This is a genomic window from Mycoplasma pogonae (assembly GCF_054170725.1).
Genome location: NZ_JBSWZS010000003.1, coordinates 110,741 through 126,959 on the forward strand (window position 1 = coordinate 110,741; position 16,219 = coordinate 126,959).

At 25.4% G+C, this 16,219-nt stretch carries 17 protein-coding genes; 1 reads left to right on the forward strand and 16 read right to left on the reverse strand.

Translation table 4 applies throughout. From position 1 onward, the window contains the following. Positions 1 to 1,030 precede the first annotated feature (1,030 nt). A complete protein-coding gene (locus ACW95P_RS01700) occupies positions 1,031 to 2,374 on the reverse strand; it encodes an Mbov_0401 family ICE element transposase-like protein (RefSeq protein ID WP_457961511.1) in 1,344 nt (447 codons plus the stop codon). 253 nt (positions 2,375 to 2,627) lie between these two features. After that, positions 2,628 to 3,383 carry an Mbov_0400 family ICE element protein gene (locus ACW95P_RS01705; protein WP_457961512.1) on the reverse strand — a complete coding sequence of 252 codons (756 nt, stop codon included), beginning with the start codon at positions 3,381 to 3,383 and terminating at the stop codon, positions 2,628 to 2,630. 350 nt (positions 3,384 to 3,733) lie between these two features. Here ACW95P_RS01705 and ACW95P_RS01710 point away from each other — a divergent pair, with 350 nt between their 5' ends. Then, the gene (locus tag ACW95P_RS01710; RefSeq protein ID WP_457961513.1) at positions 3,734 to 3,889 is read left to right on the forward strand and encodes a hypothetical protein; all 156 of its coding nucleotides are present in this window, start codon (positions 3,734 to 3,736) and stop codon (positions 3,887 to 3,889) included. A 63-nt stretch (positions 3,890 to 3,952) separates the two neighbouring features. Here ACW95P_RS01710 and ACW95P_RS01715 read toward each other — a convergent pair whose 3' ends face one another. The 14 genes from ACW95P_RS01715 to ACW95P_RS01780 all read right to left on the reverse strand — a co-directional run bounded on the left by ACW95P_RS01715 (position 3,953) and on the right by ACW95P_RS01780 (position 16,217). After that, positions 3,953 to 4,750 (reverse strand): hypothetical protein, encoded by a 798-nt coding sequence (locus ACW95P_RS01715; protein WP_457961515.1) that lies wholly within the window; start codon positions 4,748 to 4,750, stop codon positions 3,953 to 3,955. Positions 4,751 to 4,990: 240 nt separating this feature from the next. Then, positions 4,991 to 5,509 carry a restriction endonuclease subunit S gene (locus ACW95P_RS01720; RefSeq protein ID WP_457961516.1) on the reverse strand — a complete coding sequence of 173 codons (519 nt, stop codon included), beginning with the start codon at positions 5,507 to 5,509 and terminating at the stop codon, positions 4,991 to 4,993. Position 5,510: 1 nt separating this feature from the next. Further along, positions 5,511 to 7,334, reverse strand: coding sequence for an HsdM family class I SAM-dependent methyltransferase (locus tag ACW95P_RS01725; protein WP_457961517.1), 1,824 nt, complete (start codon positions 7,332 to 7,334; stop codon positions 5,511 to 5,513). A 79-nt stretch (positions 7,335 to 7,413) separates the two neighbouring features. Next, positions 7,414 to 7,806, reverse strand: a complete 393-nt coding sequence (locus tag ACW95P_RS01730) for a hypothetical protein (RefSeq protein ID WP_457961518.1) — start codon at positions 7,804 to 7,806, stop codon at positions 7,414 to 7,416. Positions 7,807 to 8,012: 206 nt separating this feature from the next. After that, on the reverse strand, positions 8,013 to 8,690 hold the full coding sequence (locus tag ACW95P_RS01735; protein ID WP_457961519.1) for a hypothetical protein: 678 nt from the start codon (positions 8,688 to 8,690) through the stop codon (positions 8,013 to 8,015). Between the two features lie 102 nt (positions 8,691 to 8,792). After that, on the reverse strand, positions 8,793 to 13,043 hold the full coding sequence (locus ACW95P_RS01740) for an Mbov_0399 family ICE element protein (protein WP_457961520.1): 4,251 nt from the start codon (positions 13,041 to 13,043) through the stop codon (positions 8,793 to 8,795). 8 nt (positions 13,044 to 13,051) lie between these two features. Further along, a complete protein-coding gene (locus ACW95P_RS01745) occupies positions 13,052 to 13,711 on the reverse strand; it encodes a hypothetical protein (protein WP_457961521.1) in 660 nt (219 codons plus the stop codon). Further along, on the reverse strand, positions 13,698 to 14,204 hold the full coding sequence (locus tag ACW95P_RS01750; RefSeq protein ID WP_457961522.1) for a hypothetical protein: 507 nt from the start codon (positions 14,202 to 14,204) through the stop codon (positions 13,698 to 13,700). Before ACW95P_RS01750 ends, ACW95P_RS01745 begins: the two co-directional genes overlap by 14 nt. A 4-nt stretch (positions 14,205 to 14,208) precedes the next feature. After that, entirely contained in the window at positions 14,209 to 14,367 is a 159-nt protein-coding gene (locus ACW95P_RS01755; protein WP_457961523.1) for a hypothetical protein, read from the reverse strand. Next, positions 14,354 to 14,785 carry a hypothetical protein gene (locus ACW95P_RS01760; RefSeq protein ID WP_457961524.1) on the reverse strand — a complete coding sequence of 144 codons (432 nt, stop codon included), beginning with the start codon at positions 14,783 to 14,785 and terminating at the stop codon, positions 14,354 to 14,356. Before ACW95P_RS01760 ends, ACW95P_RS01755 begins: the two co-directional genes overlap by 14 nt. A 35-nt stretch (positions 14,786 to 14,820) precedes the next feature. After that, the gene (locus ACW95P_RS01765) at positions 14,821 to 15,090 is read right to left on the reverse strand and encodes a hypothetical protein (RefSeq protein ID WP_457961525.1); all 270 of its coding nucleotides are present in this window, start codon (positions 15,088 to 15,090) and stop codon (positions 14,821 to 14,823) included. A 12-nt stretch (positions 15,091 to 15,102) separates the two neighbouring features. Then, positions 15,103 to 15,270: a hypothetical protein gene (locus ACW95P_RS01770; protein ID WP_457961526.1), complete on the reverse strand. Its 168-nt coding sequence runs from the start codon at positions 15,268 to 15,270 to the stop codon at positions 15,103 to 15,105. Then, positions 15,251 to 15,409, reverse strand: coding sequence for a hypothetical protein (locus ACW95P_RS01775; RefSeq protein ID WP_457961527.1), 159 nt, complete (start codon positions 15,407 to 15,409; stop codon positions 15,251 to 15,253). The genes ACW95P_RS01770 and ACW95P_RS01775 overlap by 20 nt, the downstream gene beginning before the upstream one ends. Next, positions 15,399 to 16,217, reverse strand: a complete 819-nt coding sequence (locus ACW95P_RS01780) for an MAGa7180 family putative nuclease (RefSeq protein WP_457961528.1) — start codon at positions 16,215 to 16,217, stop codon at positions 15,399 to 15,401. The genes ACW95P_RS01775 and ACW95P_RS01780 overlap by 11 nt, the downstream gene beginning before the upstream one ends. Positions 16,218 to 16,219 lie beyond the last annotated feature (2 nt).

Consider the following 16,219-nt stretch of genomic DNA (forward strand, 5'->3'; position numbering starts at 1 on the left):
TTTATTTTCGTGATTTTGCCTTTTCAAGAGCCTTTTAGCTGGTAATTCATCTAAAATGTATTATTGAAATCCAAATAAGCTAATTTTAGCCATTTTAAGCCTTATTTTATTTTCAAATAATAAAATACATATCTTTTATTTTTTTGTTGCTCTAAGAGCCCTTAAAACTTGAATTAGAGCCATTTATCATGTACATAGCAATTAAAATAGTTGTTTAAAACTTATTTTTAGCCATTTTAAGGGACGCAAGCACTTGGCAACGATGTTTTACTTATCTTCAACAAAATAATCGCTTACAACAGGCTTTATGTTTGAATTATGAGATTGGCAAATTTCAATTTCAATTTTTAAAATAGATTAAATCAAAACTGTTATCACAAATTATGCAAGCTTGCACTTGAATTTAATCATTCAGCATTTAATGTTTTAATTTATTTTTTTCAATTTCATAAATTCATTTTGCACTATTCACAACCTATCAGCAACGCCAATTATCGCTGATGCTTTTTTAAAATTTTTTCCAGCTGTTTTTTTAATTTAAAATGTCCTTTATTTGTATTTTAATCACATTGGAATCTCTCTCTAAAAGCAAAACCGAGCAACGCATTGCCTTATATGATAAAAACCACTATGCCTCATAGTGACTCACTTTTGATTTATATTTACAAATTTTTCCTCATTTTTGGTGTTTTCAACAATTTTCTTTTGCTTTTAAGCAGGAATAAGGTTGTGTCACTTTGTGAATCGTTTCACTGACAACCAATCCCTGATATTCACTAATAAGTGAATATAAAACTTGCCTCATGGTGCCTCACAATGTGCCTCACCATTTACAAATAAGCCTCACTTTTGCCTCAAAATATGCTTCACTGATACATTCAGCATTGTTTCAAAGCCTTTAAATACACTACTCATAGCATCATTCTACCATGACACAACTTTTGCCTCATTTTTAACATTTTTTGCCTCACATAAACAAAAAACCCATTAAAAACTACAAAATGTACAGCAAAATTTACATGCCTTTTAATTAAACATGCCTCTTTTCAAAATAATAATCAAACATACCTGAACTTACCATTTGTATTGGATTTTTTTGATCAATAAAATTTAAATCATTTGAAAAAAAGTAAATTCCATGTTGCATATCATTGATGTTTCTAATGATGATATTTTTAAATAATTTATAGCCAATTGCTGTATACCTATTAACTGTTTTACGTTTAATAATATGACTAACAAATGTTTCTGTATTAGATCCAATATGGTATTTTTCTTGGTATTGGTTTAAGCCCATTTTATTTAATTTCAGATATTTAATATAAGCAAAAATTTCATTAATTTTGCTATTACCTAAACTCTTGCTAATAACTTCATGAGCCATTTTTTGCCTTAAAAAATCTACTACTTCTCAAAGTTTTTCAACAGCTTTTTTTCAATCAACATGCCACAATAAATACCTTATTTGTTGATAAATGCTACCTAAATTAACATCAGCTAACTCAGCAAACAATTGCTTATTAATAGTTTTATAATTTTTATAACCAATTACTTTTAGCAATTTTGAATTTAAATGATAGGGATCTAGTATGTATTTAGCATTTAATAATTTTGCTAATTGCTTCATATGTCTGGCTCCATCACCATATAAAACAATCTTTAAATGATCACTATAATAGTATTTTCTAATCATTAATAACATGTTAGCTAACTGTTTAATTGTGGCTCTTTTATTAGAATTAACCAATTCATTTTCAATTAAAGCATTAGCACCAACGATTTTATTATTAGCATTTTTACCTAAATGCATTACAAACAGTCTTGATAATATTTTTATACTTTTACGTCCATTAAACCTTAAATTTTGAAATGCATCATCTGTTTCTATATATAAATACTCTTTATTTTTAGACTCTAAAAAATAATCATTCAGCTTATTATCAACTTCTTTTTCATTTGCAATTCGAGAAACAGTTGCAATAGAAAAAATATTTCCAAACTCTTTAATAACATTTTGGTATGTATATCCATTTTGAATTAGATGCTTAATTTTGTTTTTTAAATTAACATCAAATCTACTTTGACCTACAGCTGCTTCTATTTGATTTAAAAATGGATTATTAAATTGCACAATTTTATTGTCCTTATTACGATAATGAATAAGCGAAAATTCAGCTATTCCATAAGGTGTCTTAACTTTTTTAGTTCTATAAAATTGGATTTTCCATCCCATATTTTTACGTTCAAAAGAGTCTCGAAATTGTCATTCAAGAACTTCCACTTGTTCTTTGTATCTTTCTAAAATTATTTCATTTTGACATTTTAAACAACTTGGTAAATGTCGCCCACCTAAATCATCATGCTTTTTATTCATAACTTTACCTTCAGGTTTGATTTTAATAAATTCTAAGCTTGAAAAATATATAACTAAATTACCAATTGTTAATTGATATTAATTCAATGCTTGGGTTAAAAATTAAATTTGTCGCTCGAAATTTATTTTTATTTTATATCCTAATATATCTATAAATTATAAAACGTAACTATGAAAAAGCCTGCTAATTTGTTATATTTGTGTTAAAAATAACACAAAAAAAACACCAACATAAGTTGATGTTTAGTATGAATTACATTACTTGTCCTAGATCTTCTTCATCATCTTCTTTTTGCTGTTCTTGCGCTTCTTTTTTAGAATTATCATGTGCTTTAAAATAATCTCTATTTTCTATAATGAAATCATTTAATTCAGAATTATTAATTTTAATAAATGATTTTATTAAGCTTGCATTTTTAACATTTCTTTCATTTAGTATTTCATCTGCTAATTGATGAATTTTTTGTTTTTCTATGTCAGTTTTATTTTTTCGAAGAGTATCTTGGTAATCTAATTTTAGTAATTCTTCATTAGCATAAAAAGTGTATGATTTAAAATCAGAATTTTCATTATTTTTATAAACATTCATTAAGGCTATATAAGGTGGTATTGTTTTTAAATTTTTATCAATAGAATGATGAATATTTAAAACCTTATAAGGGTTAATTTCTTCAGAATAAATAAATTCATTTTCTGACACAATAGGAAATAAATCTTGCTCTTTAATTGTAAAAATTTTTGTTGTATCTACATAAAAGTCTCTTTCAAAACTTTTATTTGTTTTGTAAGTGTCTTTTTTAGTAATTAATATTTCACCTTTATAAGATTTTTTTAAATTACCTTGTTTGTTTCTTGCGCTTCTTGTTGTTAAATAGCAAAATTCTTTTTTATATTCATTATAAATAATCAATATTTTATGATGTCCCAATTCATCTTCTAATGTATTAAAAGATAAAACAGTTTCATCAATAGTGAAAAAAGGAATATGTTTTTTATCATTTAAGTTCATTTTAATTCTCCTTATATATTAATATATTTAAGTTGTTTAATTTTAATTATTTGCATATAAATTATACTGCGCAATATCTCAAAAACCTGCTTATTAATGAAACAAAAGATAAAAAATACCAACATAAGTTGGCATTTTTTCATCAAATGAATTTATATTATTTTAAAAATTTTAAATATAATTTAAGATCACTTTTTTTCACATTTAAATTCATATTTATTACTTCGACAAGATTTTTTTTATCTTTTATTTTTTCTTTATTTATATAAATAAACTTTGCTCATTCTATTCAATATTTATTTTTTTTAAAAATACCAAAATAAATAGTAATTATTGATAATGAAAAAAGAATGACTGAAATTGATATAAAAATTATTTGTAATGTTTTTGAGCTTGAAGCAAATATTGCTCTTGTTAAAAGGATGCTTCCAACGCCTGCAAAAACACAAACAATAAAAGTAGCTAAAATTCTTTTTAAAAAAATTAATTTAATTATGTTTTTATAAATAATATCAGAAAATTCATTACTTTTTCATTTAACTAAAAATATTGCATTTGAAAAATATTTATTATCTATCATCATAAAATTTTTCCGCTGTACTTTGGAAATCTTCAATATCTATACCATTTTCAATGGGAATACCTCAAGCGGCATCTGGTCCGTTTTTTTTATAATCTCTTATAAATTTATAAATGTTCATTAGTAAATTATACTCATCGTCTGAATCTTTTAATGTTTTTGCATCTTCAATTAGATTTTTTAATCTACGTATATAGTTATTTATGTTTGAAAGCCTTGTGCTAGTTTGTATTCCTGTATCAGTTCCAGATACTGCCATACCCACACCAATAGCTCCTAGTACACTAAGTGAAGCACCAAATGTAAAAGGTGCAAAAGCGGCACCAAGAGCAATAATACCTAATCCACTTCCTCCGATAATAGCTGCATTAGTATTGTTTCTTTGGATCTCATCTCTGCTAGCTGTTAAATCATTTAAAAGTTTTTTTAACTTAACTCTTTCATTTTCAGTAAGTAGTTCTCTTTTTTTTCTCGACTTACTTTTCGACATTTTACTCACTTCTTTATGGAAATAGTTGTAAATATTATCATTTTTTTTATAGTTTTCAAAAAATTTCATTTTTGAATTTTCATCATTGAATATTTTCAATTTAAAAAGATCATTTATTTCTTGATAAGAAAAAGAAGACATTAAATCTACAGATTTTAAATAATCTTTCATAAAATTTTCTCTATAATTAATTTCATCTTTATTAAAAGAAACTGCTTTTTGTGTTTGTGAGTCATTTGGAACAAATAAATTAGAAGTTACCTCAAAGGATAACAATAAGTTTTTAAGCATAAGCATTTTTCAAATACTCTCCTTAGATTTTAAATTGTTTGATTTTTGATTTAAATTAAATCTTTATTTTTTAACTAACCAAACGTAATAATTTTATTCTTATAAATCAATTTATTTTGAAATAAAAAAGCATATTATTTAAAAACAAGAAAAAGTGCTTACTTTTTTTCAAAAATAAGCACTTTATTTTTTTACAAATAATTTAAAAAACTTTGTATGTTACATTAATATTTAAAATTAAATTTATTAATTCAAAATATTCAAAATTCTTTTTCTATCTTTTTCTTTTAAATAATTCATATAATCATTCATTTTTTTAAAATCTGGATGAAAATTTCCATCTCCCTTTAAAATTGCAGGTAATTTAATTATAGTATCAAAAACTTTACCATTTTTCGCTTTATTATTGTAGCTATATTTATAATGTTCTTTGGTAAAAATTGTAGCAAGAAATATGCCTATATTTTCATTTAAAAAATCTGAATATAAAATTTCCACATCACTAGAAGCTGCAAACTCTTTAGAATGATAAAATGTTTTAAAACTCTTTCCATTCGTTGATATAGTCAAAGCATTACCTGGATTTATATATTTTTTTTCAACTTCAACATATTTATAAATACCATTGTTAAATCATGTTGATGTTATAAAGGGGGTTGCACCTTCTTTTTGAGGTGATTTAGAAAATTTATAAACTTTTTGTTTTTTAAATAAATCTCCTATTTTAAATTCTTTTCAATCATCAATATTTAATTTATTTTCCATTTTAGTATTCGCTCCTTATTTTAAAAGCAATAAATTCTCTTAGTGTTTCTAAAAAATCTTTTTCAGATAATTGCAAATAATTTGTTTCTAAATAAGGCTCAGCAAGTCATTCATCATTATAAGTAATATGTTTATATATACTTATTTTTTCTTTTTCTATTTTGTGATGAAACATATCTATTCACATTTTTTTAGTTTCTTGTCAATCTCTATCTTCAACTCTACCTAAATATTTTCTTTTAACAAAACCATCGTCTTTAAATGATGCAAGAAAAGTTTTTTTATTAGAATCATTATGTGGTTTATTTAAATCAAAAAGCATAATACAAGTATTTATTCCTGCTCCAGGATAAAATATATCATCAGGCAAAGTAAAAACAGCTAAAAGTGTGTGTTTTTCTAACATTTTTTTCTTGTATTTCACTATTTCTTCATTACCACCTTTAGCACATGCTAAGGGAAGAATTGTTGCTAATTTACCAGATTTAACATTATTTGCTGCGTAATGGACAAAAAATAATCCTTTTGTTACATCTTCGCCATTTTTTTCATCAATCTTAGCATATTCAGGCAAATTTTTACCATTAAAAGGCGGGTTCATCAAAATTACATTTACATCATTTTTTTCAATTCATTCAGAAGATTTAAATAAATCATTGTTTATTATATTGGATTTTCCATCTTTATGAATTAACATGTTTGTTGTAGCTAATCCAAAAGCTTGTTTTTCTTTTTCTATACCATAAATTTGCTTGCTTTTTATTCTTTCTCTAACTCATTCATCGCCATTTTCACCAACTTGCTTTAGCATTTTGACCATAGCTTGAATTAAAAAAGAACCACTACCACATGTGGGGTCTAAAACTACAGAATTTTTAGTAATTCCTACAATATCACACATAAAATCAGTAATGTGTGTTGGTGTAAAAGCTTGATTTTTATCATCTTTTCCAACATATTTATTGAATGTAGTAAAAAATAAGTTTAATAAATCTTCACCTTCACTAGTAAAATCATTAATAAAAGGTATTAATTCACTTTTTATTTTAATTAAAATATCTATTAAATTTTCCTTAGAAAGAGACAATATCGATTGTTCTGATAAAACTTTTTCTAAAACTTCTATTTTTTTAATTTTGTTTTTATCATTTTCTTCAGTAGAAACTCTTTCTTTTATTTTTTGAAGTATTTTATTAATAATGTTTTTTGCGACCAGATCTTCATCATAAACATCGCTTTTTTTGATATCAAGTCCATTATTTAGTGCCACTAAGCATGTGCCTACAAATTGACTTCTAATTCTTTCAGGAATATTTAATTTGTTTAAAAGTTTATTTAGAGAATTAGTTGTTTGTAAAACTTTTATTTTGTCATTTCTTTTTTTGCTAAATGTTTGGCTATAGTAATATTCAATAGAATTTAATTTAATGTCAATTAGTGAATCATCATCTTCATTCAATCTTTGGCATGTATCACTAATTGTGGAAGCTAAAATTCCAATTATATTATTTTTTGGATTTAATATTTTTTCAAGCCTTATGTACTCTTTTAATTGTTTAATATTAGCATTTGTAAACTTTTCATTTGGTTTTGTTTCGACTAAAATTGTTAAATCATTATAAACAAATTTAAGATCAACTTCTTTTCTGTTTTTTAAGTTTACATTACTATCAAAAAGTTTTGAAGTATATGAAAAACCCATACCCTCAGTATTAGATACAAGATAATTAGAACCAATTTTTTTAATTATTTCATATCTAGTTCATTTTTGTTCGTGCTCTCTCTCTCTCTCTCTCTCTCTCTCGATCTTATTAATATTTTCCATTGCCACTTTTCCTTTTATTTCATTTAATTTATGCATTTAATTGTTATTTAAAATCATATCAAAATAACAAAAAAAGTGCTTACTTTTTCTCAAAAGCCAGCACCTTGTTTTTTTGCACCAATTTTGCAAGCTTGATAACAGTTTCAAAGTATTTTAAAACCTGGTGCATAGTTAGATTCTTTTCAATTTTATATCAAGATTCAACTAGAAACTTACTTCCTAATATTGGATTTGAATGTGTAGCATGATTACCTATCTTTTTCAAAACTTTAATACATTTTTTAAATTCTTGATAACTATTGCTGTTATTAAAATGCTTGCGATATTGTGAGGCATTAAAAATGGATCAAGCATTGCTTTTACCAAAGCTTAGTTTTAATATCCGCTCAGTAATTAATCTAAGCTCCATAAAAGCTGTTCTTGGCTTATCATAATAATTTAAACCAGCTTCTAAAAACAATTTTCTCGTCACGACGTCTAATGCATCTGCGTCTTTGAATAATGCATTTAAAAAGCTAAAATCTAGCTCTTCAATTTTATTATCTATCTTTTCCCATTGAAAATCAGAACCCAGTTCTTTAAGTTTTGCTTTAAATTCATCAAGTGCCTGAGTCTGTTGTCAAACATGCCTTTCTTCAAGTTGTTTGTAACTTCTAATATTTCCTCCTTGTGTTATTATTAATTATTACTTTGTTTTGATTTATTTTGCAATATTGTTAATTGTCCTTCTCATAATTTTGCAAATTTTTGTGTTTTTTCATTATTTTGTATATCTTGTGGTGATTTTATTTCTTCATAAGATTTTCCATTAGGCATATATCATCTTCAAAAATATTTTTTATTTGCACCAATGCTTCCATACTCTAAATGAACTATTTTAGATTTATCATCATTAACTAAAATTTTTAAATTATCTATTATAAATCCATAAAAATTTCTTCAACTTGCAAAATTAAATTTAGTATTTGAATTTTCTTTTAATCTTTCAGCCATAAAATTTAATAAAAAGTTTTTGTCACCTTGAGGATAATTATTTTTGTTTAAAAAAACCACTAACTTTTGGTACTCTTCATTATTTACAGGTTGGTTGGGATTTAAATTAACATTTATGGCTTGACTAAAATCTTTGGCCTCTGCTAATTTATTAATTATTTCTTGTGTAGTATTTACATTTACAGTTCCATTATTTGAACCACTTCCTGGATTAGTTTCCGGTGGTGTTTGTGGATTCCCTGGGTTAGTTGGATTTGTTGGTGGTGTAGGGTCTTTTTTTACATCATTTGTTCCACATGCAATTAATGCAATTGGAGCAATTGTTGCAACTGGAATTAGTGTCATTCATTTTAGTTTTTTCATATCTTATCCTTCCTCATTATTGACATAATTTATAGAGTAATATTAATAAATATTTATATATAAATTATACAGCGCAGTCATTAAAAAACCTGCTAATTATATTTATTTTTTAATCTTTGCACCACGTCCTCAGCGATAGTGGATCTTAAATCCTAAAACAATTAATCCAATTCCTAAAACAACAGCAACTGTCACTACTCAGGCTAAATTTTTAGTATCAGTAATATCGAATGAACCACCATTTTTTTCGCCACCGCCACCATTATTGCCATCACCAATCACGGGGACATCATTTGGGTTATTAGGTACTTTGAAATCAGGATCAGTATGAGGATCATATGTTTCATCATCAGCTCTTTTTAAATTATTTCCAATGAAGACACTATTTTCCCCGCTTAGTAAAAAGTTTTTGGGTTTAATAATAGCTTTGACTCACACAATTCCATTTTCATCTTGTTTTGTTTCGTCTAGTAAATAGCTTTTAACAACTTCATAATCAATAATTTGCATTCATTCATTAAATAAAATTCCATATTTTTCTAAATCTTTATTTAGGCTATCTATAATTAGTTTATCCATTTTAGCAAAAACTTTGGTATTCATTTTAATAGCATTAAATTTATATTGGCTAATATCTTTAATTTCGGGGACATTGACATTATCAACAGCATTAAAAACAAAAACTCTTTTTGAACCAATTAAATCTAATCTTTCTGGGTTTACCCTCAATGTAATTGTAAATTTAGAATCACCAATTGTTGGTAAATCTTCATCTTTAAATTGATAAATTTTGCTAACTGCTTGATTAACTACTGCATCAAAATTATTCACAAAATAATCTTTATTTCATTCATATTTTGGGTTAATTCATTTAGTAATTTCTTGCTTAACATATTCTCTGGCTTGTGCTAAATCAGTTAAACCATGTAAATTAATTTCTCCAGGTACACGATTAAAAATATTGACATATTCAGATCCGTTAGCTAATTTATCAGCATAATTTACACTTCTAATGATTACACTAGGATTAGCTATTCAATAATCTTTTTCAAATTTTTCTTTAACTTGATAATTAATTTTAATATCAGTTCCAAAAACTCCTGATTTTTCAAAACTAATATTAACCTTATCACTATTTTCAAATCCATTTATTCAAGATTGTTGAATTCATGTTGATAAAGGTTCATCATAATAACGCAATAAAGCTTCTTCTCTAATTGTGTTTTCTTGCACACTTGGCTTAATTTCTTTCTTATGAGCATTTTCTTTGTATGTTTCAGCAAAATAAAAATAACTTAAATGATAATTTTCAAATGCAGGATCTAATTGATAAATAATATCTAATTCTCCGCCACTAACTACAATTTGAATGTTTAATTGATGCTTAGTTTCCGGATCCATAGCGATTGAAATATTTGTATAAGGTTGGTATTTATCCGGAATTGTAATAAAATTTCTTCAATTATGATTTTTAAAAAAATCTTCAAAATTTTCAGCAGTTTTAGCTAAATCCCTTAATCCTTGTTCATTAATGCTTGGAACTACAAATTCAGTTTGTCCAAAAACTTCTGCATTATGTTGTACATATTCCAATCAATAACGCACTACTTCATTATATTTTAATAATTTAGCATTTTTAAAATCAATTTGATACTTATCTCTTAAATATCTTAGTAAATGTTTTCCTTGTAATGAGCCCTCTCAAAAATCCATTACTTCGATATTGTTAGTATTTAACATATCTTTAAAGTTATCGGTTGGTGAATTATTACCAATATAATTTAGGTAAAAATTATCAATTTTCGATGGCGGCTTCATCGTGAACATTCATGCTCCTGAATATGAAAAATAATTTTTCTTTTCATCATCAGATAGCTTAATAATTGTTCCATTAGCATCAGTTAATGGACGTTTAGTTTCAATCAGTTCAAATGTTTCAGCATTTTTATTAATAAATCATCTTTTGGTATTTAAAGCATTAATATAGGCTTTGTTAGCTGCTTCAACTTCTTCTGCTTTAGCATCAGCTTCTTGCGGTAATTTCGGGTTAATATTAACCCCTTTTCCAACAGTTGCACCATTTGCAATAAAACCAAAATCTAAGTCTTCAACAGCTGAAATAGGTTCATTTATACTATTTAAATTATCTTGGGGAAAGTGTGTATCCTTAGGGATTGTTTTTCCATTTTTGTAACGAATTCAATAAATTTTATTCTTGATTCCAGTTTCTGGATCAACTTCAGGATCATAATCTGGGTTAGGGATTTTTTTATTTTGCCGATCTTTTAGTGGTTGTCCATTTTCATCTAATAAAAATGGTTGAATTAATTTATTTTGATCTGGATTAATTTCTGGATTTCACCCAAATCATGAACTATTTAAATTTGCACCTAAACCATCAATAATAATTGTTTTATAGTATTCCCTAACCTTTTTACCTACCAAACCATTGACATTGTCTCTTTGATATTCAACAACTTTTACAACATATTTATTTGTATAATTTTGATTTTTAGTTTGATTATCTTTATCATTAGTTCTTAAATCTTTTAAATCATAAATAAAGTTTTGATCTAAAACATCAATTACTATGTCATTAACTTCTAAGACTTCATTTTCTTTTAATAAAGCTTGGAAGCGCACTTTAGCAGTTGTGTTGTATCGGTATGTTCCTCCATTTTTAACTAAAACACCCTCATCATTAGGAATGTATTTATCACTAGGAGCTTCAATAATAATTGGTTTATCATCTATTAAGTTATAGCTAATAGTATTATTTAAATCAACATATTTTCCAGGGATAATTTCTAACCGATCTTCAATATCACTTGCTTGGTTTCTTTTGAAAATATCTGATTCCTCAAATTTTAATTCTTCACCTATAGAGCTAGATAATTTAATTTTTTCATATTTACCATTATCTGGATTTAAAAATTCTAATCAGTTATAAATTCTATCTTCATCTCTAGGAGCAAAATAAACAAGTTTAATTTTGTATTTTTCTCTATCTTCAGGACTAATATTAGTAGTTAACCATTTATTTATTGCTTCTTCATATTTTTGTCGATTTGAAGTCATACCTCTGCTTGATCTTGTTCAAAAACCTTTATCTCAACCAGTATCTGATTCAACAGTAATTCCACTTAAGAAATTGCGATTATAATTATTTTTTCATTCTTGTTGTTTATTACTATTACCTAACTCATCGCCAGCAATAGGCACAACCCTAGATCTTTGTTCTCTTTTCATTAAAGTTGATGAAGTTTCTTCTTCATATTCTCATTGATAATCAAAACTTACATTAACTTTAAAGGCATCCGCCCTAATTACACGATATGGTCAATATAAAACCCCGTTATTATAAGCAAAATTTCATTTTGTGTCTATATTAAAATTAATATTTTTAATTTTTAATAATTTATTTTTTGATAAACTATTATTTTCATTTAGCTTGTCCATTATTTTATTTTTTAATAATCCATTAATTAGTTCTTTTTTATAAATAAATTGAGAATTTGAATAAATTTGTAAAGATAAACTATTTACAAATTCTTCAATATTATTGATATCTATTTTTTTAGACCCTAAATTAAATTTTCAATTTTTAAGAGAAATTGAACTTTTATCTTGGATACTTATACTTGGAAAACTATAATCTCATAAAGAATAATTTATATAATCATTAGGTGTATAAAAATAATTATTTTTTATATCGCTGGGAGCTCAATTATAATGCTCATAAAAACTTGAATTATTAACTTCTTCGGCATGCTTATGTGATAAATTAGGTAAATATTTTTTTTGTTCAAAATCTTTAAATTTTAAATTTAAATAAGCTCTTTTTCCCTCTTTATCTCAAATATTTTGTCTAAATATCTCTTTTCAAACATTTCCATTATTTTTACTAAATTCATCTCCTAATCTAGGATTTCCATTAGAATCAAAATTTTTCATTACTTTAGGAAAAAGCTCATACCCATTAAAAATTGTATATAGGTATTTTTCTTGAACTGAAAAAGCATTTTTATAACTATTATGATTAGGGTGAGAATCAACTTCATTCAAGACATCTTCACTATCATTAGGATTTTCAATAATTTCACTTACTTCCAAATTATTTCATCTTGTAGTTTTTTTAGTGGTTGATGTTGTGGTGTATGGTACATCTACATAGTAATATTCTGTTTTTGATGAAGCTTCACGCCTTTTATAATCATCTAGTCTTCCCCATTTTTTATTAGTAATCCCTACATTTTGTTGAATTTCTGATTTAGTAGCCATTGCAACAGAGGCAGCAATTGCCGAGCCAGCTAAGACACTTAATGATGTTAAATTAATTAATCATTTTTTCATTTAATCTCCTAATCATTATTTTTTGCTTTAATTTTTTTCATTTCCATTGCAGCTTTTTGTTTTTCTAAATCAGCTAAATTCACATTATTATTTTCTATTGTTGCTGTCACATCACTATTAACATATTCTCTTGATGTTTTAGTTAAAGATTTAGCTTTTCCAAATAATTCTTTGTAATACTCTTCACCATCATGATTTGCCTTATCAATTAAATTTTTAAAATAAGGCAATGGAGCAACAAATTTGGGATCAATTGCTTTGGGATTGAAATCTTCAAATTCTTTAGTTGCATTTTTGGATAATCTAATTCTTAATAATAAATTTAGGATTTCATTTTGAATTGCTAATTGATCTTTGAAAAATTTTTGCATTACTTTTAAATCACTTCTAATATATGCACTTGAAGCAAAATTTGCTTTTTCATAAATTCTGTACATTTCAGGTTTCATTTTTGTAAAAACTTCATTAGATTTTTGAGCATCTAAATATGCAATAATAATACTTGTTAAAATTTCATTATTAGACCTTGGTGTTAAATCATTAATTTTTGTTTCTTTTAGAAATGCTTCAACTTTTAATGCATCATTGATATTACTAAATCTAATAGTAAATTTTCCCAATGATGAAGCGGCGTTATTAAAATCTTTTTTTGTTTTATTTTTCTTCATCTAACCTCTTTCATAGTTTTAAATGTTTTTTTATTTTCTCTACTAAAATATCATAAGTATTGTTGTATCTGTTCTCCATTCATAAATGTAAATTTTTTAATGTTTCATAAGCGTTACCAAAATTAATTTTTTGGAAAGCATTAACTAATCAAAAACAATCCACTTTAAGTTCTTCAAGGTTTTGTTCTTCAACAATATTTAATATTTCACTTAATTTTGGGTCTTCTTCTTTTTTAATGCTTTCAAAGAAATTATTTATTTCAACTATTGCATCATTTTTTGGTTCATCAGATAGTAGGTCATAACTAATTTTAAAAACACCACCAAGTTCTAATGAACCTCTATTTTTTTCTTTAATTAATTTCAAAGGAAAAGCTTTATCTAAATTTTCATCAAAATCACTATCTCCTTCTATATCTCAAGCATTATCATTAATTTCTCATTTTCATTTCATTAATTCTCATGCTTCTTTGTTTCATTGTTGTTTTGTCATTTTTTTAATCTCCTAACTTAGCCATCTTTCGCATACTTTCTTCAAAAGCAGGTCAATCTGGGTGTTCTTTAGTTTTTTTAATTGATTCTTCAATTTGTTCTTTTGTAATTTTTGTTCATTCAATTTTTATTCTTTTAGGTTCTGTTTTTTTATCTTTTGACATTTAATTTATTTCCTTTTTTATTATTTTTAATAACATATACAATTACAAATTTTTCTAGTTCGAGTGAAGCGAAATCATTTATTTTATAAATGTCAGCCATTCCATAACTCTTATAAATAAATTCTTTTAATTCTTCTAAATTTTCGAGATAAAGAACATCAATACCATGAGCTTCAATAACACCAACGCCTTTATGTTTAATAGCAAAACTGCATTCATTATATTTGTTAGTTTGTTTTTTTATTTTTTGATAAATATTTTCTAATTTTTTAAAAGATATATTTTTATAAGTTTCAGAACCAATTGAAAAATTAATTGATGGCGGCAATGACTTCAAAAGTTTGTACAAATAGAAATCTATTGTTCCTATATATTCTCCCTTTTTGGGAATCGTTATTGTTATTTCATTTTTTTTCATTTTTTGTTATTTATTTTCTCCTTTTTAAATAATTTTTAACAATTTAATCTATTGCATGGTTTAACTTTTTCGGTTGTTGTTCCATATGAAATTAAGTTTCCATCATTAGAAAAGTTATAATAAAATACATAAAATATTGATTTTTTAATGCTCCATCTTTTGTCAACAACAAAACTATATTTACCATTAACAAAATAATGAAATTTTTGATAATGCATACCCATCACATCTTCATAAGAAATACTTTCTAAATATTCTTTTTTATTATTTTCGTCTAATAGGTATTTTTCTGTTCTTGTAATCAATACTTTTCCAACTTATGATAAAGAATTTATTACTTTTACCTTAAACACTTTCCCCAGTCCATCATATGTTCGTTCTACACTAACTAAAACATCAGTTAATTTTTCTTCATAATCATCAATCATATTAATAGGCGTTTTTAATAAACTTGTTTGATCATTTTTATTCATGCAAATTTTCACTTTCATTATTAAAGAATCCTATTTTAAATTCATAAAATTCTTTTAAAACTTCATTTAATATTGCATCAGCTTTTGCTAATGCTTTGTTTTTCTTTTTTTCAAGTTTTTTAATGTTTTTAATTATTTTTTTATTCAACATATTTCTCTTCTTCTTTTCATTTATCTAATAATGCTTGTGTTTGTTCTCAATTTTCGCATTCCAATCAAGCAATTAAATCAGCATCTTTAACTTCATCATATTTTGGGGAAACGCCCGTGAATGTATGATGCTTATATCATTTTTTAGTTGTTTCAATATCTCTAATTGCTTGCCCTCTATCAACATCAAAGCTATATGATTTTAATTTTCTTTCAGTAATTGGAAAATTTTCAGGATTTACATAATCCTCTTCTTTTAGAAAAGTTGCAACAATTGAAAATTTTTCGCAATCCATTAAATATGCATATAACTGTGCTTGTTTAATGTATGCCAAAGGCACTCCAAACTTTTCCCAATCATCAAACTTTTTTTCGCCAGCTGTTTTAATTTCAATTACTAAATCCTTATCTTTAATATAACCATCAGGTAATCCGCCAATAATGTCATCTTTATTTGCAAAATAATCATAGTTATATTCTTTTGCAGGAAATGTTTGAATTGTTGCTTGTAATTTTTGTTCCAGTGCATTTACAACTTTGGGCTCAATTAATTCTCCAGCTTTGATATATTTATGATTCAAAATCGGCATTCCTAATCAAGACATTTTTGCAAAAGCAGCAAATTGCGATTTGAAATTATCAGTTACTAGAACATCAGCAATGCTGGAACCACCAATTTTTTTAAATCCAAATTTGCCTCAAATTAATTTATTCCGCAATTTATAGTGAAATTGTTTTTTCAAAACAATCACTTTGTTGACCTTATCAACAACATAATCCTTGTTGTTGTAATAGTGGCGTTTTACCATAC